Below are 22,328 nucleotides of genomic sequence, written 5' to 3' on the forward strand. Positions count from 1 at the left end.
AGCGGGCATCGTGAAAAGTCTATGTCAAAGAAAGGGTTATGTTCTCATAATTGACGATTAAATCGCACCTTCCTTAAGTCGCTGTGACAGCAATAATTCATCTGCTGCGTCAGCAGGCTTATTTTATTCAACACAAAAAACCGCGAAGGCGGCATCTGTGACTGAATCAATAGCATGATGAGGCAGCGTTCAGCGGACTGGCATTACGCAGCGCAAACCCGACCCCATCAGTGCGGAAAAGATGTAGCGGTACTACACCTGCATACTCATGATGTCCTGGTACGCCGTCACCAGCTTGTTACGCACCTGGATACCCATCTGCATCGAGATCGACGACTTCTGCAGGTCAATCATCACATCATTCAACGCCACACCAGGTTTACCCAGCTCAAAATCCTGCGCCTGAGCGCGGGCAGCGGTCTGGGTTTCACTGATTTTACCCAGTGCCGATTTCAGCTCAGCGGCGAAATCTGCATGGGCAGTCACATCCGTACTTTTGTTGCTGGCCTGCAACATCGTCGTCTGCATCTGCTGCAGTACGCTTTCAATGCCCTGAATTGCCATCGTTAGCTCCACGTTTACGAGAGAGATTTTTCAACGAGAGCAAAGTTAGCATTAATGTCAATAAGACAAAGCCCGCAAATAACAGCAAAAGTGACGGCTTATCCAGCCATCAAATTTTACGTTTCAGAAAATAATGGCAATCCATTGAGGTGGAACTTTAGATTGCAAACCGCATCCAGGGAGTCAGTTTTGCAACCACACAACGTGAAACAGTCGGGTCAACTGTCAGGCAGGAAATGGTCATGAATGCTACTGCAACACAGGATTCTCCAGCAAAGAAGGGCTTCAGTGACCTTTTGGTTCGCCTGCGCGCAAACCCACGAATTCCTATTATCGTCGCATCCGCCTTCGTCATTGCGGCTGTTGTCGCCATGGTACTGTGGGCGAAAGCGCCAGAGTACAAGGTGCTCTACAGCAACCTCACTGACGAAGACGGCGGCGCAATCGTCACGCAGCTTACCCAGATGAACATCCCCTACCGTTTCGATGAAAACGGTGGGGCTTTGATGGTTCCGGCGGAAAAAGTGCATGAGCTGCGTCTGCGCCTCGCGCAACAGGGTCTGCCAAAAGGTGGCTCTGTCGGCTTCGAGCTGCTGGATAAAGAGAAGTTCGGCATCAGCCAGTTCAGCGAGCAGGTTAACTACCAGCGAGCACTGGAAGGTGAACTGGCGCGTACCATCGAGACCTTTGGTCCGGTGAAAAGCGCCCGCGTTCACCTCGCCATGCCGAAACCGACGTTGTTTATCCGTGAGCAGAAAGCGCCTTCCGCTTCTGTCACGCTGAACCTGCAACCGGGTCGTGCACTGGATGAAGGACAAATCAGTGCTATCGTACATATGGTATCCAGCAGTGTTCCCGGCTTACCGCCAGGCAATGTCACCGTGGTGGATCAGGCCGGTCGTCTGCTGACCCGCTCCGACTCCGCAGGTCGCGACCTGAACGATGCTCAGCTGAAATACACCACTGAAGTGGAAAGCCGCTATCAGCAGCGTATCGAAGCGATTCTCGGTCCAATCCTCGGTCAGAACAATGTGCATGCCCAGGTCACCGCACAGATCGACTTCGACACCCGCGAGCAGACTGACGAGCAGTACAAACCGAACACCAATCCGGATAACGCCGCGATTCGCTCACGTCAGAGCAGTGGCAGCGAGCAGCTGGGTGGTCAGTATCCTGGCGGCGTGCCGGGTGCGCTGTCCAATCAGCCAGCACCGGCAAACAACGCGCCGATTGCCACCAACAACACCAATGCAAATAACGCGAACAATGCCAATAACGCCAATGGCGCCAACAATGCCAATGCGACAGCGAACAACGCGAATAACCGTGTGGTGCCGTCCAACACCACCAAGAGCGATACCACCAACTATGAGTTAGACCGCACCATCCGCCATACCAAAATGAATGTGGGTGGCGTGAAGCGTCTGTCAGTGGCCGTGGTGGTGAACTATCGTCTTGATGCGGAAGGCAAAGAGATCGCGCTCACTGAGCAGCAGATTAAGCAGGTGGAAGATCTGACGCGTGAAGCGATGGGCTTCTCCACCGACCGTGGTGACAGCATTAACGTCGTGAACTCACCGTTCACCCAGACTGATCCAACCGGCGGCGAACTGCCATTCTGGCAACAGCAGTCGTTCTTTGATCAGCTGATGGAAGCCGGTCGCTGGCTGCTGATTGCTCTGGTCGCCTTCATCCTCTACCGCAAACTGGTGCGTCCGCAGATTATGCGTAAGCGTCAGCAGGAGCAGGTCGCCGCTGAACTGGCTGCTGCCCGGGCACAAGAGGAAGAAGAAGCCTACTCGGTCACGCTCAGCAAAGATGAGCTGGAGCAGGAACGTAAGTCTCAGCATCGTATGAGCGCTGAGGTCATGAGCCAACGTATTCGCGAGATGTCTGAAAACGATCCACGCGTTGTGGCGCTGGTTATTCGCCAATGGATGAGTAACGAACTATGAGTCTGACCGGTACTGAAAAAAGCGCCATCCTGATGATGACGATTGGTGAAGAGCGTGCAGCCGAGGTGTTTAAACACCTTGGCACCCGCGAGGTACAGCATCTGAGCGCCGCGATGGCCAACATGCGCCATGTGTCGCACAAACAACTGACAGAGGTATTACGTGAGTTCGAAGGCACCGCCGAGCAGTATGCGGCACTGAGCCTCAACTCCAACGACTACCTGCGTTCGGTGCTGACCAAAGCGCTCGGCGAGGAGCGTGCTTCCAGCCTGCTGGAAGACATCCTCGAAACGCGCGAAACCACCACCGGTATGGAAACCCTGAACTTCATGGAACCGCAGGCGGCGGCGGACCTGATTCGCGACGAGCACCCGCAGATTATCGCCACCATACTGGTCCACCTGAAGCGTGGCCAGGCGGCCGATATCCTGGCGCTGTTCGACGAACGTCTGCGCAACGATGTGATGCTGCGTATCGCCACCTTCGGCGGCGTCCAGCCGGCGGCGCTGGCGGAACTGACCGAAGTACTGAACTCCCTGCTCGATGGCACCAACCTCAAGCGTGCGAAGATGGGCGGCGTGAGAACCGCAGCCGAGATCATCAACCTGATGAAAACGCAGCAGGAAGAAGCAGTTATGGAAGCGGTTCGCGACTTCGACGGCGAACTGGCGCAGAAAATTATCGACGAGATGTTCCTGTTCGAGAACCTGGTGGATGTCGACGATCGCAGCATCCAGCGCCTGCTGCAGGAAGTGGAATCCGAGCAGCTGCTGGTCGCACTGAAAGGTGCCGAGCAGCCACTGCGCGAGAAGTTCCTCAAAAACATGTCAGCACGTGCGGCGGATATCCTGCGCGACGACCTGGCCAACCGTGGTCCGGTACGTATGTCGATGGTCGAGAACGAACAGAAAGCCATCCTGCTTATTGTTCGTCGACTGGCGGAAAGTGGCGAGATGGTAATTGGCGGCGGCGAGGAAACTTATGTCTGATGCCTTTTCTTCCCGGCCGTGGAAAACCTGGCTGCCTGATGATTTAGCGCAGCCAGATAAACCACTGATTGAAGAGTTCGTGATGCCACCTGAGATTGAAATTGATGATTCTCATGAGCAGCAAAACGAGCTGGAGTTGTTGCAGAGCAAAGTATGCAATGAAGCCTATGGCATAGGCTATGCCGAAGGTCAGAAGAAAGGCCTCAGCGACGGACAGAATGCTGGCTATGAAGCTGGTTATCAGCAGGGTCTGGCGGAAGCCCAGCAGCAGCAGGCGCCACTGCAAGCGCGTATGCAGCAGCTGGTAACCGAATTCCAGCATACGCTGGAAGCGCTGGACAGCGTGATTGCTTCGCGTCTGATGCAGCTGGCGCTGGAAGCCGCGCGCCAGGTGATCGGCCAGGCAACCGCGGTGGATGGCTCTGCCCTGCTCCGCCAGATCCAGCATATGCTGCAGCAGGAACCGATGTTCAGCGGCAAACCACAACTGCGCGTTCACCCGGACGATTTGCAGCGCGTGGAGCAGACACTCGGCCCCACGCTGGATCTGCATGGCTGGCGTCTGCTGGCCGACAGTTCACTGCATCCTGGTGGCTGTAAAGTTGGCGCGGAAGATGGCGACCTTGACGCCAGTATCGCCACGCGCTGGCACGAACTCTGCCGTCTGGCGGCGCCGGGAGAATTGTAATGACAAAACGTCTTTCGCGCTGGCTGGGTGCACTCGATGCTTTCGAAGCCCGTATGCAGGACCTGCCGACAATACGTCGTTATGGTCGACTGACCCGCGCGACAGGTCTGGTACTGGAAGCCACGGGCCTGCAACTGCCGCTGGGCGCAACCTGCGTGATTGAACGCAACGATGGTCATCAGATTTCGGAAGTTGAAAGCGAAGTGGTCGGCTTCAATGGTCAGAAGCTGTTTCTGATGCCACTGGAAGAAGTCGAAGGCATTTTACCGGGCGCGCGCGTCTTTGCCCGCGTAATGAGCGACAACCAGCACAGCGGCAAACAGCTGATGCTTGGGCCGCAGTTGCTGGGGCGTGTGCTTGACGGCAGCGGCCGTCCACTCGACGGCTTGCCAGCGCCTGAAACCGGCTACCGCGCCCCACTGATCACTCCACCGTTTAACCCGTTACAGCGCACGCCGATCACCGATGTGCTTGATACCGGCGTGCGGGCGATCAACGCCCTGCTCACCGTCGGCCGTGGTCAGCGTATGGGCCTGTTTGCCGGTTCCGGCGTCGGTAAGAGTGTGCTGCTCGGTATGATGGCGCGCTACACCAAAGCTGACGTGATTGTGGTGGGCCTGATTGGCGAACGTGGCCGTGAAGTAAAAGACTTTATTGAAAATATTCTCGGGGTTGAGGGTCGCGCGCGTTCGGTCGTAATTGCCGCGCCTGCTGACGTCTCTCCCCTGCTGCGTATGCAGGGAGCGGCGTATGCCACACGTATCGCCGAAGATTTCCGTGACCGTGGCCAGCATGTGCTGCTGATTATGGACTCCCTGACCCGTTACGCCATGGCGCAACGTGAAATCGCCCTGGCGATTGGTGAGCCACCGGCCACCAAAGGTTATCCACCGTCCGTGTTCGCTAAACTGCCGGCGCTGGTAGAACGTGCCGGTAACGGCATTGATGGCGGCGGCTCAATTACCGCGTTTTATACCGTGCTGACAGAAGGCGACGACCAGCAGGACCCGATTGCCGACTCCGCGCGCGCGATCCTCGACGGCCATATTGTGCTGTCCCGTCGCCTCGCCGAAGCGGGACATTACCCGGCAATTGATATCGAAGCCTCGATTAGCCGTGCAATGACATCGTTAATCGACGAAACACATTACGCCCGAGTAAGGCAATTTAAACAACTGTTGTCGAGCTATCAGCGCAACCGCGATCTGATCAGCGTCGGCGCTTATGCTGCAGGCAGTGATCCGATGCTGGATAAAGCCATCAAGCTCTACCCGGAACTGGAAGCTTTCCTGCAACAGGGAATTTTCGAGCGCAGTCAGTACGACGACGCCTGCCTGCATCTGCAGGCCATTTTCGGTTAATAAACACCACGGAATGCCGTGGTTACGGTAGTTGAGGGCCATCATGCCGAAACAAAACAGTGCCATTGATACCTTGCGTGAACTGGCGCAAAAAGACGTTGAGCAGGCTGCCGTGCAGCTGGGCGATATGCGTCGTGCACAAAAACAGGCTGATGAACAACTCTCGATGTTGCTCAACTACCAGGACGAATACCGTAACAAGCTGAACGACGATATGTCAGAAGGCATCGCCAGCACCCGCTGGGTCAATTACCACCAGTTTATTGCCACCCTGGAGAAAGCCATTGAGCAGCACCGCAATCAGCTGGCGCAGTGGAATACCAAAGTGGAACAGGCGCTGACCTTCTGGCGTGACAAACAACAGCGGCTGCATGCCTATGAAACCCTGCAGGCACGCGCGCTGGCGAATGAGTTATTACAGGAAAACCGTCTCGATCAGAAACGGATGGATGAATTTGCCCAACGGGCATCATTGAGGAAAGGCGAATGATTACGCTGCCAACACTTCCGACGACCGCGACCGCCAGCTCTGATGCTGGCGTTGACGCAACAGCAACCGGTGATTCTCTGCTGGCTGCGGGTGAAACGCCAAAAGAATTTTTAACCCTGCTGGGTAACCGCCTGCTGTCGCTGGTGCAACAATCCGGCACGGACAAGGCTCAGCTGAAAACCGATGCCGCCAGTGACAAAGAGGAGACGCCAGCCGGTGAGCTGAACGCCCTGCTCGCGGCGCTGGAGCAACCGGAAACGCTGAATTCACTGCTGCAGACGGAAAATGTTAAAGGCGACAGCAAATCCGCCGATGATAAAGACAGCAGCAAAATAAAAGACTTAACTGACAGTGACATGCAGACATTGCAGGCATTATTTGCCATGCTGCCACAGAACAGCGTGCAGCCACTGACCGCTAACGCCAGTCAGAGCCAGTTGCAAAGCAGCATCAGCGACCTGAGCAAAAGTGCCAACAGCCAGCTGAATGCACTGAGTGCCGCGCTGAACAGCCTGAACGGCAAAACGGCTGCCACTGACAGTGATGCTACTATTAATGATGACGCAGGTGCTAAACTCGCCAGTGCCAGCAGTGTTGTCGACAGTAAAAACGCGTCACTGGTTTCGCCTGTGCTGACCAGCAGCAACAGCGAAACCAGCAGCACCAGCAGTACCTCTTCTGCCAGCACCGCATTGCAGCAGGCACTGAGCAGTATGAGTAAAGAAGAGAATAAAGAGCAGACCGTGTCGCCTTCCAGTGTTACCACACTGAGTACGGCTGCGGCGGCAGTGGCCGGTTCAACCACGGCGATCAGCACCCCAACCGCCTCCGCCACCACGCAGACACCAGCCACCTCACAGCTGAATGCGCAGCTGGGCAGCCCGGAGTGGCAGCAGGCGTTAAGCCAGCAGGTGCTGATGTTTACCCGCAACGGTCAGCAGAACGCAGAATTGCGCCTGCATCCACAGGATCTGGGCTCAATTCAAATCAGCCTGAAACTGGACAATGACCAGGCTCAGCTGAGTATGGTTTCAGGACACAGCCAGGTACGTGCCGCACTGGAAGCCGCCCTGCCGCAACTGCGCACCGCGCTGGCGGAAAGTGGCATTAACCTCGGTCAGAGCAACGTCAGCAGTGACAGCCTGCCGCAAAGCTCATCCTTTAGCGGTCAGCAGGAATCACGTCGTGACGGCAGCAGTGGCAACAGCAGTTTTGCCAGTGTCCTGGAAGGTGACAGTGAGATAACGCCAATTGCCGTTCCGGCCGCCCTGCAGGCGCGCGCGGCGGGCAGTAGCGCTGTCGATATTTTCGCCTGATAGTAACAAACGAAAAAGTTAACAGCAAAACGCGCGTCTTTTCAGACTATTGATCACGGAAAGACGCGGGATAATTTGACCTGAAACGCCAGCAGGCGTCTAACATAATTCACAGGAAGTTACTGCCAACATGTCTGATAACGCGAAGGCCAAAGGCCGCAAACGTTCTATTATGATTCCGGTGTTACTGGTGTTAACACTGGCCGCTTGCAGCGTGGCAGGCTATGCAGTCTGGCGAATGATGAACAAACCCGCTGACGCAGCTGAAACCGAGAAGGCGAAAGAAGAACCACCTGCTGCGCCAGTATTTTTTGCTCTTGATACGTTTACGGTTAACCTGGTCAACCCAGACAACGATCCCGACCGCGTGCTGTACGTAGGCTTTACCCTGCGTCTGCCCGATGAAGAGACCCGTCGTCGTATGAGTGACTATCTGCCAGAGATCCGCAGCCGGTTACTGCTCCTGCTCTCACGCCAGAACGCTTCTGAACTGGCAAGTGAACAAGGCAAGCAGGCGCTGATGGCGCAGATCAAGCAGGTACTGGCTCCACCGCTGGTAAAAGGTCAACCTCCGCAGGTAGTGGACGATGTCCTGTTTACTGCCTTCATTTTGAGGTGAATCGATGGGCGATAGCATTCTTTCCCAGGCGGAAATCGATGCGCTGTTAAATGGCGACAGTGACAGCGCAGAAGACGTCAGTAACACGGCGGGCGACAGTGAGATTCGCCCCTATGATCCCAATACCCAGCGTCGCGTGGTGCGCGAGCGCCTGCAGGCGCTGGAAATTATCAACGAACGTTTTGCACGTTCGTTCCGTATGGGACTGTTTAACCTGTTGCGTCGTAGCCCGGATATCAGCGTTGGGGCAATTAAAATTCAGCCTTACCATGAATTTGCCCGTAACCTGCCGGTGCCGACCAACCTCAACCTGATTCACCTGAAACCGCTGCGCGGAACCGCACTGTTTGTGTTCTCCCCCAGCCTGGTGTTTATCGCGGTGGATAACCTGTTTGGCGGTGATGGTCGTTTCCCGACGAAAGTGGAAGGCCGTGAATTCACCCACACCGAACAGCGCGTGATCCGCCGTATGCTGAAACTGGCGCTGGAAGGGTATAGCGACGCGTGGAAAGCCATCTACCCGCTTGACGTGGAGTATGTGCGTTCCGAAATGCAGGTGAAATTTACCAATATCACCACCTCACCGAACGATATTGTGGTCACCACACCGTTCCAGGTGGAGATTGGCAACCTGGTGGGCGAATTTAATATCTGTATTCCGTTCACCATGATTGAGCCGTTGCGCGAATTGCTGGTGAACCCGCCGCTGGAAAACTCGCGGCAGGAAGACGAAAGCTGGCGCGATACGCTGGTGAAACAGGTCCAGCACTCTGAGCTGGAACTGGTGGCAAATTTTGCTGATGTGTCATTGCGGCTGTCACGCATTCTGCAGCTTAAGCCTGGTGATGTATTACCAATAGAGAAACCCGATCGCATTATTGCGCATGTGGATGGGGTACCGGTATTGACCAGTCAATATGGTACGCTGAATGGACAGTATGCACTGCGAGTGGAACACTTGATTAACCCGATTTTGAATTCGCTGAATGAGGAACAGCCCCATGACTGACAGCAATAAACCGTCCGGCGACAACGGCTCTGCGGACGAGATGGATCTGTGGGCTGAGGCAATGAACGAGCAGGCAGCAACCACCAGCGCAGCATCTGATGACAACGTGTTTAAATCACTGGAAAGCGGTGATGGCACGGGTTCGCTGCAGGATATCGACCTGATTATGGATATCCCGGTGAAACTCACCGTGGAACTGGGCCGTACCAAGATGACCATTAAAGAGCTGCTGCGTCTGTCGCAGGGTTCCGTGGTGGCGCTGGATGGCCTGGCGGGTGAACCGCTGGATATTCTGATCAACGGCTACCTGATTGCCCAGGGCGAAGTGGTGGTGGTGGCGGATAAATACGGTGTTCGTATTACCGATATTATCACCCCATCCGAGCGTATGCGCCGCCTGAGCCGCTAAATGAAGAATACTACCCAGCAGGTCCAGCAGGTTCCCGCTTCGCAACCCGCCGTCTCGGCGGGTTCGATGCTGACCCAGGTCAGTTCTGTCCTGGCATTTATCATCATCCTGATCCTTGGTGCCGCCTGGCTGGCGCGACGTTTTGGCTTTGCGCCTAAACGTGCCGGTGCAAAAACGCTGAATATCAGAGCCAGTGTCACTGTCGGCCAGCGTGAACGCGTGGTGATTGTGGACGTCGAGGATGCACGCCTGGTGCTGGGTGTTACCGCACAAAATATTACCCATTTGCATACGCTGCCGCCGAAATCCCCGACGGATAGCGAAGAGTCGCCGTCGCCTGTCGCGAAGGCAGATTTCAGCAATATGTTGCAGACCCTGCTTAAACGCCCCGGAAAACCGCAATGATTAGTCGCCTGCTCTCACTGCTACCGCTGCTCCTGCTGGCGCCTGAAGTACACGCCCAGTTACCGGGGATTATCAGTCAGCCGCTGGCTAACGGCGGACAAAGCTGGTCACTGCCGGTACAGACGCTGGTGTTTATCACCTCGCTGACCTTTATCCCGGCCGTGCTGCTGATGATGACCAGCTTCACCCGCATCATTATCGTCTTCGGTCTGCTGCGTAACGCCCTCGGCACACCGTCCGCACCGCCGAACCAGGTACTGCTCGGCCTCGCGCTGTTCCTGACCTTTTTCATTATGGCGCCGGTGTTCGACAAAATTTACCAGGATGCTTATCTGCCGTTCAGCGAAGATAAGATCAGCATGCAAGTGGCAATGGAGAAAGGCGCGCAGCCGTTGCGCGAATTCATGCTGCGCCAGACGCGCGAAGCAGACCTGGCGCTGTTTGCCCGTCTGGCGAATACGCCACCGATTGAGGGTCCGGAAGCGGTGCCAATGCGCATCCTGCTGCCGGCTTATGTCACCAGCGAGCTGAAAACCGCATTCCAGATTGGCTTTACCGTATTTATTCCGTTTTTGATTATTGACCTGGTGGTCGCCAGCGTGCTGATGGCGCTGGGGATGATAATGGTGCCTCCCGCCACCATCTCCCTGCCGTTTAAGCTGATGCTGTTTGTACTGGTCGATGGCTGGCAATTGCTGGTCGGGTCGCTGGCGCAGAGTTTCTACTCATAGCGCAGATGCGATAAACAACGCCAGACTACGGGCGGAATTCATTTAAGCGGGTGGCGAGATCGCCGCCCCTGAACAGGAAATGCAGTATGACACCTGAATCGGTAATGGTCCTCGGCAGCGAGGCAATGAAAGTCGCACTGGCTCTGGCCGCGCCAATGTTGCTGGCCGCGCTGGTCAGTGGTTTGTTGATCAGTCTGTTGCAGGCCGCAACGCAGATCAACGAACAAACCCTGTCGTTTATCCCGAAAATTCTGGCGGTTGCCGCTACCGTGGTCATTGCTGGCCCGTGGATGCTCAACCTGGTGCTCGACTATATGCGCACCCTGTTCAACAACCTGCCCTACCTCATCGGTTAATGCTCTCGTTTGACAGCAGCCAGCTGACAACCTGGCTCAGTCAGTTTTTCTGGCCGATGGTGCGTATTATGGCGCTGATTGCGACGGCGCCGATACTCAGCGATCGCGCGATTAACCGCAAGGTCAAAGTGGGCCTGGCCGGGCTGATTACCTTCCTGCTGATGCCGATGCTGCCTGCCACCAACGTGACACTGTTCAGTGTCGGCGGCTTCTGGCTGCTGATTCAGCAGATGCTGATTGGCATCGCGATTGGCTTCACGATGCAGTTCGCTTTTGCCACGGTGCGTACTGCCGGTGAAGTGATTGGTTTGCAGATGGGACTGTCGTTCGCGACCTTTGTCGACCCGGGCAGCCGTCTGAACATGCCGGTACTGGCGCGTTTTCTCGATATGCTGGCGATGCTGCTGTTCCTGACTTTTAACGGTCATTTGTGGCTGATCTCACTGCTGGCCGACAGCTTCCATACCCTGCCGATTGGTGGCGATCCGCTGAATGCGAATGCCTTTCTGGCGCTGACAAAAGCAGCCAGTATGATCTTCCTTAACGGCATGATGTTAGCGTTACCACTTATCACCCTACTGCTTACACTTAATATGGCACTGGGTTTGTTAAACCGTGTGTCACCCCAATTGTCAGTTTTTGTTATTGGTTTTCCTATCACCCTGACCATCGGTATCCTCACCATGAGCCTGCTGATGCCTCTGCTGGCCCCTTTCTGCGAGCATTTGTTCAGCGAAGTGTTTGATTTGCTCTCCGACATCCTTTCGGAATTGCCCAAAAATTAAACATAAGCAACACAAACGCAACATCCAAAAGATACTTAAGCATTCACAAACTATGCGTGCATTTTTCGAACCATCTTTATCAGAATGCAACTAAGGAAATTCTGATAAATGCGTTTTTATGGTGAAAAATATTCTTATTAAATGCCTCTTCAAGTATTTTAAAAATGCCGCCCTGAGCTGGACCCTCTCCAATACAGGGCAAAATGAGGTCTCAACCATATGTTTTAAATGGATTTTTTATTTTCATCTTTTTTCCTTGTCTTGAAATGATTTTTGCGGCATTGTCAACACACTTTGCAGCATGACACATTCGGAGAGTAAATGTTTTTAAGAATTGTCCTATCAGCATCAGATAAGTTCTGCGCGATAGTGGCAACGTTTGCAAAATTTGTCGTCGATGTTGTGCTATGGCGGACTACTGGCAGGTCGTCCTGGTCCATATGATTTCACTGCATTCAGACAGAATTTTACGTCTCCCAAACCCAAACTATGCAGTGATCAGCAAGGATGAGAAGAAGACGCCGGCGAGACATCGTTCGCGCTTCTTACCGCTAGGTAACTATAACAACTTGTGATTAGAAATCTTTCTCGTACCGCGATACGCGTAATTCATCGTTGATTTAACGGATAACAATTTGGTGAGGGTCGCTAACATGCCAACGATTATTATGGATTCATGCAGCTACACACGACTAGGTTTAACGGACTATATGGCTTTGAAGGGAGTTAAGAAGAAGAATATCTACTCAGTGGGTGACATCGAACATCTTCATAATAAATGCCAACAGGTCAAGCCTGGCATTGTATTTATTAATGAAGAATGTTTTATTCACGAAGCAGATGCCAGTCAGCGGATTCGTAGTATTATCATGCAGCACCCTGACACGCTATTTTTTATCTTTATGGCGATCTCTAACATCCATTTTGAGGAGTACCTCTACGTTCGTAAGAACCTGATTATTACCTCAAAATCGATCAAACCTTCGACGCTGGATAGTCTGCTCGCAGCCTATCTGCAGAAAAAATTCAGCACGTCGACACGTATTTCATCCGGGCTGGATGTGCATCCACTGACATTAAGTCAGACCGAATCCAATATGCTGAAAATGTGGATGTCAGGCCATGACACTATTCAGATTTCGGACAAGATGCAAATAAAAGCCAAAACCGTTTCGTCACACAAAGGTAATATTAAGCGCAAAATCAAAACCCACAATAAACAGGTTATTTACCATGTGGTGCGACTGACAGATAATGTTACCTCTGGTATTTATGTCAATGTGAGATAATCACTCTGCTGATAGACTTCGGGCGGTGATGACTGCCGCCCGCTGACTGCCTGCTCTTCACCGCGTTAGTACATCTCTGATGTCTTTGCACTTTTTTGCCTGGAAATGCGACGTTGATCGCATTTTATACCCTAATGTTCTCCCGCCTTTTTGCCGATGTTGTGATCGATTACCGGAGCTTCGCTTCACCCTTCATCTGACAGAGAGCTAAAGGATATGAAACCTAAACAAGCGTTGGCCGAGCAAGGCGGGATAAGTTTTTGGCAACACGTACGACTGGTTCCCCTGTTCTCTACTATTTTCGGCGGTGTTCTGCTGCTGTTTGCAATTTGCATTGCACTCTCCAGCTATTTTCTGATTCAAAGTAATCAGTCACTGAATGCTGCTACCCAGGAAATTAAAATCCGTATGGGGCTGTCCAACAGCTCTAACCACTTACGTACCGCTCGTCTGTTAGTGATCCATGCCGGCGCCGCAGCGCGTATCGGTGAGATGGAGGAATTTAAGACTAACCTCGCCGCCAGTGAAAAACGTATAAAACAGGCGCAGGAAAATTTCGACATTTATATGGGACGTCCGGATAAAACACCGGAAGGTGTCGCCCTCGATGGTCCGTTAAAAGATAACTTTGCCACTTATGTAACGAAGGGCCTGCAACCGATGATCGAATCTGCACGCCAGGGCAGCTTCGAAGGGGTGATTGCTCAGGAAACTGACGTGACACGTAAACTCGACGATGCTTACAACGCCGTGTTGCTGAAAGCGATCAAAATTCGTACTGACCGCGCCGAAGAGATCAATACCGAGGCCCAGACGCAGTCACGTCTTGGCTTTATTATGATGGGCTGTGCTTTTGCCGTCGCACTGGTGATTACCTTTATTACCTTTATCTTCCTGCGCCGCATTATCATCAACCCGCTGCAGAAAGCGGTGAGCCGTATCGAGCAGATCGCCAGCGGCGATTTGACCGCACCACTGGTGCCATGGGGCCGCAACGAAATCGGCACGCTGAACCACAACCTGCAGCTGATGCAGGAGTCACTGGTGCGCACCGTCGGCACCGTGCGTGAAGGCGCAGTGGCGATTTACCAGGGGTCCAGTGAGATTTCCGCCGGTAACACCGACCTCTCCTCGCGTACCGAAGAGCAGGCATCTGCGCTGGAAGAGACGGCAGCCAGCATGGAGCAGTTGACCGCAACGGTGAAGCAGAACGCCGAAAACGCCCACCATGCCAGCCAGCTGGCGTCAGATGCCTCCGGTAAAGCGCATAAAGGCGGCGAGATCGTGACGGGTGTGGTGAACACCATGAACAATATCTCCAGCAGCTCGAAGAAAATTGCTGAAATCACCACAGTGATCAACAGCATCGCCTTCCAGACCAATATTCTGGCGCTGAACGCCGCGGTGGAAGCCGCCCGCGCCGGTGAACAGGGACGCGGTTTTGCGGTGGTGGCCAGCGAAGTCCGTAGCCTCGCCCAGCGCAGCGCCCAGGCGGCGAAAGAGATTGAAGGACTGATCTCTGAATCGGTGAACCTGATTGGTCAGGGATCCACGCAGGTGGGCCAGGCCGGAAATACCATGAGCGAAATCGTTGATGCCGTGCGCCGGGTAACCGACATTATGGCGGAAATCGCCGCCGCGTCCGACGAGCAGAGCCGGGGTATTGAGCAGGTCAGCCAGGCGGTGACCGAAATGGATAACGTTACCCAGCAGAACGCCTCACTGGTGGAAGAAGCGTCCGCCGCGGCCAGCTCGCTGGAAGAACAGGCTGCGCGTCTGACCCAGGTTGTCGCCGCGTTCCGTCTCAGCAACCAGCCACATCTCACCAGCAGACCAGCCGCACCGAGCGCACCGGCCGCAAAAGCGCCACTGGCGCTGGCAGGTAAACCTGCGCTGGCGAACAGTGACAGTAACTGGGAAACCTTCTGAGTGGCGCGTTAAGCGCTAAGAACCCGGGCCTGAACGTTGTTCAGGCCCGTTTTTTTTGATTAATCGCCAGGGTGAGGTTCAACAAAAATACCCTCGCCGTGTCCCAGCTCATTAAAGAACCAGATCCCCAGTGGATAATCATCCAGCGACACCAGATACATGGTGCCTTCACTGAAATCCTCTACCGCCAGGATATTGCCGACACGGCGCGGACCACCGTCCGTTTTTACTGTCACCCGATCATTAACCTTCATGCATTTCCTCCCCTCACTGATATTCTCAGTTTACCCGAAAACACATGGCGTTTCCTGACCGGGCGCAAGAGGTTAGCGCCGCGCGATCACCCAAACCGCGTGAACGATACCCGGGATATAACCACAGAGGGTAAGCAAGATATTCAGCCAGAACGCGCCAGCAAAACCAACCTGAAGGAAGACACCCAGCGGGGGTAACAAAATGGCGACAAGGATACGCAGAAAATCCATACACACTCCTGTTGAGAATAAAAATATCAGTGCAACTTTTTTTCGTTGTCACAAATAAAGATAGCACTCAGGCTGTTGGGCTTTGTCTGCGGGCGGTAAATCATCGTAAGGTCACCGCTAACATGTTGATATTTTCGCTTTCTTAACACTTCACCGCGAGATTTCTGACACCGCGTATCGCTACAATTTTCTTACTGCACCAACCCCAAAGGCGCAGTCAACCTAAAAGTAACAAGGATTTTTGCCCGCGCAGCGCGGGCTTTTTTTTGCCTGCTTTTCACCCTTCCCTGCACGCGATGCCTGATGACTATACTTACAGGGTATTTACTCTGCGAGGGTCACATATATGGCAACAGCGAAAGAGTACAACGATAACGTCAAGCGCGAGATCAACATTGACGTTGAAGCATTGTTACAGGCGATCCAGCGCCGTTCTGCCGGTAACGTTCAGGAATTTATCGACAATGAACAGGCGCACCGGGTTAATGTTGATGGCGTCGCCTATAACTCGTACAGCGAGCTGGCAGAAGCTTTTGAACTGGATATCCGCGATTACGCCATCAGCGAAGTTAACCGATGAAATCGATTTCAAAAAAATCCCGGCCAATGGTGGCCGGGAAAGCATTTCAATGAAATTCGTTACACCAGGAAATTCCTTAACTGTTTTAGATTAACCTTTAACCAAATTAAGACAAGTCTTAAATTGCAAAAAAAATGCGACAAATGCAGCAACGCAAATGAACTATATCAGTATGCAATCAATCATGGCGTGCTTTGCGCCCACTGATAGCCAGAACACGCAAGCTGAGACTGCAATCTCTTTTTAAGATTAATCCTAACAGGCAGTTAAACTGCCCCCTCTGTCGCAGCTGACTGACGCAAAACCCCGCCCGCTCAGCTGACACCCGCTATACTCAATGATTAATCAGGGAGTTATCTCTTCAGTCTGACTGATATGTGAGGTGCTGTTATGCCCGGTTTGCAAGATGCATTAATGATAGTGACGGACTTAGATGGCTCACTGCTGGATCATCATACTTACAGCTGGCAGGCCGCTGAACCCTGGCTGGAAAAAATTCGCCAGCACGCCATCCCGCTGGTGTTTTGTTCCAGTAAAACGGCATCGGAAATTATCCCGCTCCAGCAAAAACTGGGATTTAGCGGCGCGCCTTTTATTGCTGAAAATGGTGCACTGGTGCAGCTCGACAGTGCTGATGGCAGCCAGCGCCACCATGGCGGCAAAGATTACAGTGAAATCTGCCATTGCCTGCGCCGTCTGCGTCAGCAGTATCAGTTTCGCTTCAGCGGTTTCGCCGATTTCAGCGACCGCGAAGTCGCCGACATCACCGGCCTGACACCGCGTGAAGCGGCGCTGGCGCGGCGTCGGGAAGCATCCGAGTCGCTGGTATGGCGTGACAGCGAACAGCAGTTTGCCACCTTCCGTCAGCAACTGGCAGCAGAAGGTTTAGACCTCGTTCAGGGCGGGCGTTTCTGGAGCGTGATGGCCAGCGGCAGCGGCAAAGGTGCGGCGCTGGCATGGTTGTTGCAGCACTATCCGCAGCCGCAACGCCCGCTGACCACCATCGGCCTGGGCGACGGTCCAAATGATGCGCCGATGCTGGAGCGCGTCGATTATGCCGTGGTGATCAAAGGCCACAGTAAAACCCCTGTCATCCTGCAGCGCCAGGATCAGCAGCATATCTATTATACCTCCGCTTACGGCCCGGCAGGCTGGAGCAAGGGACTGCAACATTTCATCTCGTGAGCATGCTGTCCGAAGGAGAATATGATGAGTGATTTTTTCCAGAACGGCGTAATTACTACGTTCCATAATCTGACCGAACGGCCTGTTGCAACCCTGGAAAAGGAGCTGGTGCAGTTTGCACAACAGCGGCCAATGGCGCTGATTTTACCGTCACTGTTTTCCGAACTGGAAGGCCCGGCACTGAGCAATATTGTCGATGAGCTGGCGAAAGTCCCTTATCTGGAAGAGATTGTTATCGGGCTGGATCGCGCCGACCGCGATCAGTTTCTCTATGCCCGCGAATTCTTTTCGCGTTTACCGCAGCGCCACCGCATTCTGTGGAACGACGGCCCGCGCCTGAAAGCCATTGATGCCGAACTGGATAAAGAGGGATTGTCGCCAACGCAGCCGGGTAAAGGACGCAACGTGTGGTTCTGCACCGGTTATACGCTGGCATCCGGGCGCAGCAGCTGCGTCGCACTGCATGACTGCGATATCGTCACCTATGAACGCGGTATGCTGGCGCGCCTGTTCTATCCGCTGGCCAATCCCGCGTTCCAGTATGAGTTCTGTAAAGGGTTCTACGCCCGTGTGGCGGACAATAAACTGAATGGCCGTGTCGGGCGGCTGCTGGTCGGGCCGTTGCTGCGCTCGCTGCAGAAAGTGTACGGCCACTCCGACTATCTCGATTATCTCAGCAGTTTCCGCTATCCGCTGTCCGGTGAGTTCGCCATGCGTACCCATGTGCTTAACAGCATCAAAATTCCCGGCGACTGGGGACTAGAGATTGGCGTGTTGTCGGAAATCTACCGCAACTACATCACCCGTCAGAGCTGTCAGGTGGAGATCACCGACAACTATGATCACAAGCATCAGCCGCTGGCGGAAGAAGATGGCACGGGCGGCCTGAAACGTATGAGTAATGATATTGTCCAGTCGCTGCTGCGCAAAATGGCGACCATGGGGGTGCATATCACCAGCGACTCGTTCCGTGTGCTGAAAGCCACTTACTACCGTAATGCGCTGGATATGGTGGAAGTGTATAACCACGAAGCGTCAATGAACGGCCTGAAGTTTGATCAGCATGCTGAGGAAGCGGCCGTGGAACTGTTTACCCAGGCGATTCTTGATGCCGGGCAGGCATTTATTGAACGCCCGAACGATAAACCGTTTATTCCAAGCTGGAGCCGTATTCAGTCCGCGTTTCCGGATATCCAGCAACGTATCTACCAGGCGGTGGAAGAGGATAACCAGGGTAAGGTTTAAGCTTCCTCCTGCCAGCAGACGCGGTTCCGGCCGCTCTGCTTCGCCTGGTAAAGCCTGCTGTCCGCCAGGGACTGCAGGCTCTCTACCTGATACTCGCCCTGCTCTTCGCTGCTGGCAACACCAAACGAGGCAGTCAGTTTCAGCGTCTGATCTTTACTGATAAACAGCTCCTTCTGCGCCAGTTTCTGACGAATACGTTCGGCAATACCGCGTGCATCTTCCCGCCCGGTTTCCGGTAACAGCAGGCAAAACTCTTCGCCGCCAACCCGGCCAGCGATATCCATTTTGCGCAGCGCATGGCGAATAATCCCGGCGACATGCACCAGCGCCAGATCGCCGGCATGGTGGCCCCAGTTGTCGTTAACCGCTTTAAAGAAGTCAATATCGAGCTGAATCAATGCCAGCGGACGACCGCTGCGCTGACACTGCGCCGCGGCCCGCTCACTGAGATCAAAGAATGCACTGCGGTTATACAGATGCGTCAGACCATCATAGTTCGCACGCCACTCCAGTTTTTCCTGCAGCCGGATCATATGGCGGATAATACGGATGATGGCATACCAGACTCCCAGCAGTGTCAGGCTGAACAGCAGCCAGGTCAGCAGCAGCATCAGTGTCACCTGGCCGACATAACCCTGTAATCCCTGACGCAGCGTCTGAAGATGAAGCAGCGTCCCGTTAAAATCGTTTAACCGATCCCAGGCGACAAAACGCGTTCCCATGCGCAGTTCACCTTTGGCGCGGTTTGCGACCGCTGTCTGCAACCGCTCCAGTTCCTGCGGGGTAAAACGATATCCGCCTTTCTCCTGATCAGGATCTGAACTGGCCAGCAGCCTGAACTGGCTATCGAGCAGCATTACGACACCCTGCTGATTCTCAGGATAGGCCCGCACTAAATGCTGATGAATGCTTTCGCGGGAAAAATCCATCGCCAGCACGCCATACCAGTAATCGCCACTGTCGACAGGCACACTGACGGTGACCATCGGCCCTTCCTGCAGCAGGGCATTATACATAGCGGTCCAGTGCAACTGGCGCGGGAGATTGTGCTGCGGACTCATGGCCGTAAAATAGTCGCGCCTGATCATGCCGCGATAGCTCTCAAGGGTTTCACTGTCGCTCAGCGGCGGTGTGGAGCTGACGTAGAAGCCCGCGCGGGAGATGTACCAGAGACGGGAATGGAAATCTTCGTCTGGGTTACTGAACTGCAGGATAAAGCTGAACTCCAGCGCAGCGCTCAGTTCAGCATTTAGCCGGCCGGGGTCATCACGATTCAGTACCGGGTGATCTTTTAGCCAGCTATCAGACACTCCATTAAGCGGCATACTGCGCTGGCTATTGAGACTGAGTCGCCACACCGGCTTCTGGCGTTGTGCGGTAAAAAGCGCCAGTGCGCGGCGACTGTTATCGGAATCAAGCGGGCTGCTCAGCGCATAACTGAGCATCGAACGGTAGAAATCCAGCGCATCCAGACTGAACTGAAACTGGCGATCGAGCGCCACCGTCACGGCGCCAAGCCGCAGTTGCTGGCTGACTTCGTAGCCACGCTTGAGTATCAGCGCTTCGCGCCAGGTCAGAAAAGTGGAAAACAGGAATACCGCGATAAAACATAAACTCACCACCCTTCCTGGACGATGCTCTGCCCGCGTAAGACGAATAAGGAGGTTACACTTCACACATTTCAGCTCCCGATGCTGAATGATCATTAACAGGTGAGTGTAGTATGCGCCTGTGGTTTCGTCCGGCACTGCGCGCGATCATTTTTTGTTCAGTTTGCCGCCGAAAATGAAAAGCCGCCTGCAGGGCAAAGCGCTGCAGGCGGCTGGAGAAAAGCACTGCGGGAAAGATTAACTGGCGAGCTGACGCGTGCTGGACCAGGCAGAAAGCTCATCTTCCTTAAACGCTTCGCGACGAACGCTATAGCCATCATACCAGCGACATTCCACCATCCCACTGGCATAACCAGTGACAATCATCGTGGGTCCGCCCTCTTTATGCTGCACTTCATCACTGACAGAAAAGAACATCATGCGCCTCCGTATCAGGGTGAGTAATCGACCCGGTATACTATAGCAGTAACATGGCGGCGCCGCCCGTGATTGTCGACACAAAAAATGCCGCACAACAAATAAGGAGAAGAAAATATCGGCAGGACAGTGATTTAGACTGATATATGATTTTTCGATGGCTTAATGCAATAAACGTCAAAAAAAACGGATAACCGTGGTTATCCGTTGTGTCGTCTGATTCAACCTGGACTCAGATTTTGCAGCCTTCGCAGTCCGCTTCATCACTCAGGTCCGCGGGCACTTCACTGGCTTTCTGTTTGGCATTGGCTTCAGCCTGTTCCAGCTGTGCATCAATATCAAATTCGAAAATATCGTCGCTCATTATTACTCCAGGTTATTGTCTTACTGATTACCAGCACTCTTTATACTGATTTACCCCGTAGTTTCGCAACGAGATTTACCAGCAATAGCACGATAGTACCTACCAGCAGACCAATGACCAGGTTCGCGCCATTGGCGATCAACACCGCCAGCAGTCCGTTGAAACCAGCGCTGAAGTGCTCAATCGGGTGATGCAACGCGGGCAAACCATGCACCACAATACCGCCCCCCACCAGGAACATCGCCAGTGTGCCGACCACCGATAACACCTTCATCAGCCATGGCGCGGCCACCAGCAGAGCGCGTCCGCACGCCTGTGCCAGCACAGAGGCCTTTTGCGTCAGCCACAGGCCGAGATCGTCGAGTTTCACAATGCCCGCGACGATACCGTAGACACCAACCGTCACCAGAATCGCAATACCGGACAGCACCAGCACCTGGTTAAGCAGCGGCGCTTCCGCGACAATGCCGAGTGTAATCGCCACAATCTCCGCCGACAGAATAAAGTCAGTACGCACCGCGCCTTTTACTTTCTTCTTTTCGAATTCCGCCGGGTTTTCCTGCGCCGCTTTCAGCAAACGCTGCTGACGCGCTTCCGGCGACTGCTCTGCTTTATCACGCTGCAGACTGTGCAGCACCTTCTCCACCCCTTCATAGCAGAGATACGCGCCGCCAATCATTAACAGCGGCGTAATCGCCCACGGCGCAAAAGCGCTGATCAGCAGTGCCAGTGGCACCAGAATCAGCTTATTAATAAAGGAACCTTTCGCCACGCCCCACACCACCGGGATTTCGCGATTGGCTTTTACTCCGGTCACCTGCTGCGCATTGAGTGACAGGTCGTCACCCAGTACCCCGGCGGTCTTCTTTGCCGCCAGTTTTCCCATTACCGAAATATCATCCAGTAAGGTGGCAATATCATCTAATAAAGTCAGTAAACTACTTCCGGCCACAACAGCTCCTTAATTTAGTGTTCATGGTGCTGACAACAAGGGCACAGTTCCACTTCCGTTACCGCCATATCGGCAATACCGTCACAGTCCCACTCCACCCGCACGTCCTGACCGCCAGCCTGATCGTGGTGCAGATATTTGCTGACCGGGCTTTCCGTCATACCGGTGATCTCTTCAGTGGCAATCAGGGTCTCACCGACAAAAATTCTGGCGGTCGCCGTGGCGTTCACCATGCGCTGATCGCGCAATTTATACAGACGTTTTACCGTCAGCCTGATGCTGGACATCGTTTCACCCTGCGGGTTATCAGTGGGAGCGGTTTATCTAAACAATTATCGGTACTAATGGCAATCTTTGTCACTGTTTCGGCAGGATTTTATTCCGCACAAAAAGGCGCTAAAACACCAAAAAACAGGATGAGTAAAGGCCGGTTTAGCGTTAGTGTAGCCATCTTGTAAATTTACCGGAACCCCGACGATGTCGCGCTTTACTGCCCCATTCGTTTTATTAATTGCTTCGTTATTCGCGAATTCAGATAATAAGTGCAACGCTTGGTCATGTGGATGGAGGGACGGTTAGCTACCGATAAGCTATC

At 53.8% G+C, this 22,328-nt stretch carries 26 protein-coding genes; 18 read left to right on the forward strand and 8 right to left on the reverse strand.

Going from position 1 to position 22,328, the window contains the following annotated elements; translation table 11 throughout:
- Positions 1-252: 252 nt before the first annotated feature.
- Complete coding sequence (gene fliE, locus ACSZO1_RS14925) at positions 253-564, reverse strand: flagellar hook-basal body complex protein FliE (protein ID WP_437613896.1); 312 nt, start codon at positions 562-564, stop codon at positions 253-255.
- A gap of 242 nt (positions 565-806) precedes the next feature.
- On the opposite strand from fliE, the gene fliF reads away from it, so the two are divergent.
- The 15 genes from fliF (at position 807) to ACSZO1_RS15000 (ending at position 14,895) form a co-directional block, all read left to right on the forward strand.
- A complete protein-coding gene (gene fliF / locus ACSZO1_RS14930; RefSeq protein ID WP_437613898.1) occupies positions 807-2,519 on the forward strand; it encodes a flagellar basal-body MS-ring/collar protein FliF in 1,713 nt (570 codons plus the stop codon).
- The gene (gene fliG / locus ACSZO1_RS14935) at positions 2,516-3,508 is read left to right on the forward strand and encodes a flagellar motor switch protein FliG (protein ID WP_437613900.1); all 993 of its coding nucleotides are present in this window, start codon (positions 2,516-2,518) and stop codon (positions 3,506-3,508) included. Before fliF ends, fliG begins: the two co-directional genes overlap by 4 nt.
- Entirely contained in the window at positions 3,501-4,196 is a 696-nt protein-coding gene (gene fliH / locus ACSZO1_RS14940; RefSeq protein WP_437613902.1) for a flagellar assembly protein FliH, read from the forward strand. Before fliG ends, fliH begins: the two co-directional genes overlap by 8 nt.
- Positions 4,196-5,557: a flagellar protein export ATPase FliI gene (fliI, locus tag ACSZO1_RS14945; protein WP_437613904.1), complete on the forward strand. Its 1,362-nt coding sequence runs from the start codon at positions 4,196-4,198 to the stop codon at positions 5,555-5,557. Before fliH ends, fliI begins: the two co-directional genes overlap by 1 nt.
- Positions 5,558-5,600: 43 nt before the next feature.
- The gene (fliJ, locus tag ACSZO1_RS14950; RefSeq protein ID WP_437613906.1) at positions 5,601-6,047 is read left to right on the forward strand and encodes a flagellar export protein FliJ; all 447 of its coding nucleotides are present in this window, start codon (positions 5,601-5,603) and stop codon (positions 6,045-6,047) included.
- Positions 6,044-7,363: a flagellar hook-length control protein FliK gene (locus ACSZO1_RS14955; protein ID WP_437613908.1), complete on the forward strand. Its 1,320-nt coding sequence runs from the start codon at positions 6,044-6,046 to the stop codon at positions 7,361-7,363. The genes fliJ and ACSZO1_RS14955 overlap by 4 nt, the downstream gene beginning before the upstream one ends.
- A gap of 130 nt (positions 7,364-7,493) precedes the next feature.
- Positions 7,494-7,982 carry a flagellar basal body-associated protein FliL gene (gene fliL / locus ACSZO1_RS14960; RefSeq protein ID WP_437613910.1) on the forward strand — a complete coding sequence of 163 codons (489 nt, stop codon included), beginning with the start codon at positions 7,494-7,496 and terminating at the stop codon, positions 7,980-7,982.
- A gap of 4 nt (positions 7,983-7,986) precedes the next feature.
- On the forward strand, positions 7,987-8,991 hold the full coding sequence (gene fliM, locus ACSZO1_RS14965; protein ID WP_437613912.1) for a flagellar motor switch protein FliM: 1,005 nt from the start codon (positions 7,987-7,989) through the stop codon (positions 8,989-8,991).
- Positions 8,984-9,400: a flagellar motor switch protein FliN gene (fliN, locus tag ACSZO1_RS14970; RefSeq protein WP_437613914.1), complete on the forward strand. Its 417-nt coding sequence runs from the start codon at positions 8,984-8,986 to the stop codon at positions 9,398-9,400. Before fliM ends, fliN begins: the two co-directional genes overlap by 8 nt.
- Positions 9,401-9,805 carry a flagellar biosynthetic protein FliO gene (gene fliO / locus ACSZO1_RS14975; RefSeq protein ID WP_437613916.1) on the forward strand — a complete coding sequence of 135 codons (405 nt, stop codon included), beginning with the start codon at positions 9,401-9,403 and terminating at the stop codon, positions 9,803-9,805.
- Positions 9,805-10,536, forward strand: a complete 732-nt coding sequence (gene fliP, locus ACSZO1_RS14980) for a flagellar type III secretion system pore protein FliP (RefSeq protein WP_437613940.1) — start codon at positions 9,805-9,807, stop codon at positions 10,534-10,536. Before fliO ends, fliP begins: the two co-directional genes overlap by 1 nt.
- A gap of 86 nt (positions 10,537-10,622) precedes the next feature.
- Positions 10,623-10,892 carry a flagellar biosynthesis protein FliQ gene (gene fliQ / locus ACSZO1_RS14985; RefSeq protein WP_437613918.1) on the forward strand — a complete coding sequence of 90 codons (270 nt, stop codon included), beginning with the start codon at positions 10,623-10,625 and terminating at the stop codon, positions 10,890-10,892.
- On the forward strand, positions 10,892-11,677 hold the full coding sequence (gene fliR, locus ACSZO1_RS14990; protein ID WP_437613920.1) for a flagellar biosynthetic protein FliR: 786 nt from the start codon (positions 10,892-10,894) through the stop codon (positions 11,675-11,677). Before fliQ ends, fliR begins: the two co-directional genes overlap by 1 nt.
- 653 nt (positions 11,678-12,330) lie before the next feature.
- A complete protein-coding gene (gene rcsA, locus ACSZO1_RS14995) occupies positions 12,331-12,966 on the forward strand; it encodes a transcriptional regulator RcsA (RefSeq protein ID WP_437613922.1) in 636 nt (211 codons plus the stop codon).
- A gap of 216 nt (positions 12,967-13,182) precedes the next feature.
- Positions 13,183-14,895 carry a methyl-accepting chemotaxis protein gene (locus tag ACSZO1_RS15000; protein ID WP_437613924.1) on the forward strand — a complete coding sequence of 571 codons (1,713 nt, stop codon included), beginning with the start codon at positions 13,183-13,185 and terminating at the stop codon, positions 14,893-14,895.
- Positions 14,896-14,954: 59 nt separating this feature from the next.
- Here ACSZO1_RS15000 and dsrB read toward each other — a convergent pair whose 3' ends face one another.
- Positions 14,955-15,149, reverse strand: coding sequence for a protein DsrB (gene dsrB / locus ACSZO1_RS15005; RefSeq protein WP_437613926.1), 195 nt, complete (start codon positions 15,147-15,149; stop codon positions 14,955-14,957).
- A 72-nt stretch (positions 15,150-15,221) separates the two neighbouring features.
- Positions 15,222-15,380, reverse strand: coding sequence for a YqaE/Pmp3 family membrane protein (locus ACSZO1_RS15010; RefSeq protein ID WP_437613928.1), 159 nt, complete (start codon positions 15,378-15,380; stop codon positions 15,222-15,224).
- Positions 15,381-15,726: 346 nt separating this feature from the next.
- On the opposite strand from ACSZO1_RS15010, the gene yodD reads away from it, so the two are divergent.
- The 3 genes from yodD (at position 15,727) to ACSZO1_RS15025 (ending at position 18,390) form a co-directional block, all read left to right on the forward strand.
- The gene (yodD, locus tag ACSZO1_RS15015; protein WP_437613929.1) at positions 15,727-15,960 is read left to right on the forward strand and encodes a YodD family peroxide/acid resistance protein; all 234 of its coding nucleotides are present in this window, start codon (positions 15,727-15,729) and stop codon (positions 15,958-15,960) included.
- 390 nt (positions 15,961-16,350) lie between these two features.
- Positions 16,351-17,145 carry a mannosyl-3-phosphoglycerate phosphatase-related protein gene (locus ACSZO1_RS15020; protein ID WP_437613931.1) on the forward strand — a complete coding sequence of 265 codons (795 nt, stop codon included), beginning with the start codon at positions 16,351-16,353 and terminating at the stop codon, positions 17,143-17,145.
- A 24-nt stretch (positions 17,146-17,169) separates the two neighbouring features.
- Positions 17,170-18,390, forward strand: a complete 1,221-nt coding sequence (locus tag ACSZO1_RS15025; protein ID WP_437613933.1) for a glycosyl transferase — start codon at positions 17,170-17,172, stop codon at positions 18,388-18,390.
- Here the strand turns inward: ACSZO1_RS15025 and dgcQ are convergent.
- The 5 genes from dgcQ to ACSZO1_RS15050 all read right to left on the reverse strand — a co-directional run bounded on the left by dgcQ (position 18,387) and on the right by ACSZO1_RS15050 (position 22,020).
- Positions 18,387-20,096 (reverse strand): cellulose biosynthesis regulator diguanylate cyclase DgcQ, encoded by a 1,710-nt coding sequence (dgcQ, locus tag ACSZO1_RS15030; RefSeq protein ID WP_437613941.1) that lies wholly within the window; start codon positions 20,094-20,096, stop codon positions 18,387-18,389. The two genes, ACSZO1_RS15025 and dgcQ, sit on opposite strands and share 4 nt — an antisense overlap.
- A 141-nt stretch (positions 20,097-20,237) precedes the next feature.
- The gene (locus tag ACSZO1_RS15035; protein WP_437613943.1) at positions 20,238-20,417 is read right to left on the reverse strand and encodes a YodC family protein; all 180 of its coding nucleotides are present in this window, start codon (positions 20,415-20,417) and stop codon (positions 20,238-20,240) included.
- A gap of 232 nt (positions 20,418-20,649) precedes the next feature.
- The gene (locus ACSZO1_RS15040; protein WP_437613935.1) at positions 20,650-20,781 is read right to left on the reverse strand and encodes a hypothetical protein; all 132 of its coding nucleotides are present in this window, start codon (positions 20,779-20,781) and stop codon (positions 20,650-20,652) included.
- A gap of 40 nt (positions 20,782-20,821) precedes the next feature.
- Entirely contained in the window at positions 20,822-21,733 is a 912-nt protein-coding gene (locus tag ACSZO1_RS15045; protein WP_437613936.1) for a DUF808 domain-containing protein, read from the reverse strand.
- Positions 21,734-21,747: 14 nt separating this feature from the next.
- Positions 21,748-22,020, reverse strand: coding sequence for a hypothetical protein (locus tag ACSZO1_RS15050; RefSeq protein ID WP_437613938.1), 273 nt, complete (start codon positions 22,018-22,020; stop codon positions 21,748-21,750).
- Between the last annotated feature and the right edge of the window lie 308 nt (positions 22,021-22,328).

The sequence above is a fragment of the Erwinia sp. V71 genome (assembly GCF_965644245.1).
Taxonomy (GTDB): domain Bacteria; phylum Pseudomonadota; class Gammaproteobacteria; order Enterobacterales; family Enterobacteriaceae; genus Erwinia.

Bases quoted from the DNA above. Each gene is read 5' to 3' on its own strand.
- fliE (WP_437613896.1), bottom strand. From the start codon at position 564: ATGGCAATTCAGGGCATTGAAAGCGTACTGCAGCAGATGCAGACGACG.
- fliF (WP_437613898.1), top strand. From the start codon at position 807: ATGAATGCTACTGCAACACAGGATTCTCCAGCAAAGAAGGGCTTCAGT.
- fliG (WP_437613900.1), top strand. From the start codon at position 2,516: ATGAGTCTGACCGGTACTGAAAAAAGCGCCATCCTGATGATGACGATT.
- fliH (WP_437613902.1), top strand. From the start codon at position 3,501: ATGTCTGATGCCTTTTCTTCCCGGCCGTGGAAAACCTGGCTGCCTGAT.
- fliI (WP_437613904.1), top strand. From the start codon at position 4,196: ATGACAAAACGTCTTTCGCGCTGGCTGGGTGCACTCGATGCTTTCGAA.
- fliJ (WP_437613906.1), top strand. From the start codon at position 5,601: ATGCCGAAACAAAACAGTGCCATTGATACCTTGCGTGAACTGGCGCAA.
- ACSZO1_RS14955 (WP_437613908.1), top strand. From the start codon at position 6,044: ATGATTACGCTGCCAACACTTCCGACGACCGCGACCGCCAGCTCTGAT.
- fliL (WP_437613910.1), top strand. From the start codon at position 7,494: ATGTCTGATAACGCGAAGGCCAAAGGCCGCAAACGTTCTATTATGATT.
- fliM (WP_437613912.1), top strand. From the start codon at position 7,987: ATGGGCGATAGCATTCTTTCCCAGGCGGAAATCGATGCGCTGTTAAAT.
- fliN (WP_437613914.1), top strand. From the start codon at position 8,984: ATGACTGACAGCAATAAACCGTCCGGCGACAACGGCTCTGCGGACGAG.
- fliO (WP_437613916.1), top strand. From the start codon at position 9,401: ATGAAGAATACTACCCAGCAGGTCCAGCAGGTTCCCGCTTCGCAACCC.
- fliQ (WP_437613918.1), top strand. From the start codon at position 10,623: ATGACACCTGAATCGGTAATGGTCCTCGGCAGCGAGGCAATGAAAGTC.
- fliR (WP_437613920.1), top strand. From the start codon at position 10,892: ATGCTCTCGTTTGACAGCAGCCAGCTGACAACCTGGCTCAGTCAGTTT.
- rcsA (WP_437613922.1), top strand. From the start codon at position 12,331: ATGCCAACGATTATTATGGATTCATGCAGCTACACACGACTAGGTTTA.
- ACSZO1_RS15000 (WP_437613924.1), top strand. From the start codon at position 13,183: ATGAAACCTAAACAAGCGTTGGCCGAGCAAGGCGGGATAAGTTTTTGG.
- dsrB (WP_437613926.1), bottom strand. From the start codon at position 15,149: ATGAAGGTTAATGATCGGGTGACAGTAAAAACGGACGGTGGTCCGCGC.
- ACSZO1_RS15010 (WP_437613928.1), bottom strand. From the start codon at position 15,380: ATGGATTTTCTGCGTATCCTTGTCGCCATTTTGTTACCCCCGCTGGGT.
- yodD (WP_437613929.1), top strand. From the start codon at position 15,727: ATGGCAACAGCGAAAGAGTACAACGATAACGTCAAGCGCGAGATCAAC.
- ACSZO1_RS15020 (WP_437613931.1), top strand. From the start codon at position 16,351: ATGCCCGGTTTGCAAGATGCATTAATGATAGTGACGGACTTAGATGGC.
- ACSZO1_RS15025 (WP_437613933.1), top strand. From the start codon at position 17,170: ATGAGTGATTTTTTCCAGAACGGCGTAATTACTACGTTCCATAATCTG.
- dgcQ (WP_437613941.1), bottom strand. From the start codon at position 20,096: ATGATCATTCAGCATCGGGAGCTGAAATGTGTGAAGTGTAACCTCCTT.
- ACSZO1_RS15035 (WP_437613943.1), bottom strand. From the start codon at position 20,417: ATGTTCTTTTCTGTCAGTGATGAAGTGCAGCATAAAGAGGGCGGACCC.
- ACSZO1_RS15040 (WP_437613935.1), bottom strand. From the start codon at position 20,781: ATGAGCGACGATATTTTCGAATTTGATATTGATGCACAGCTGGAACAG.
- ACSZO1_RS15050 (WP_437613938.1), bottom strand. From the start codon at position 22,020: ATGTCCAGCATCAGGCTGACGGTAAAACGTCTGTATAAATTGCGCGAT.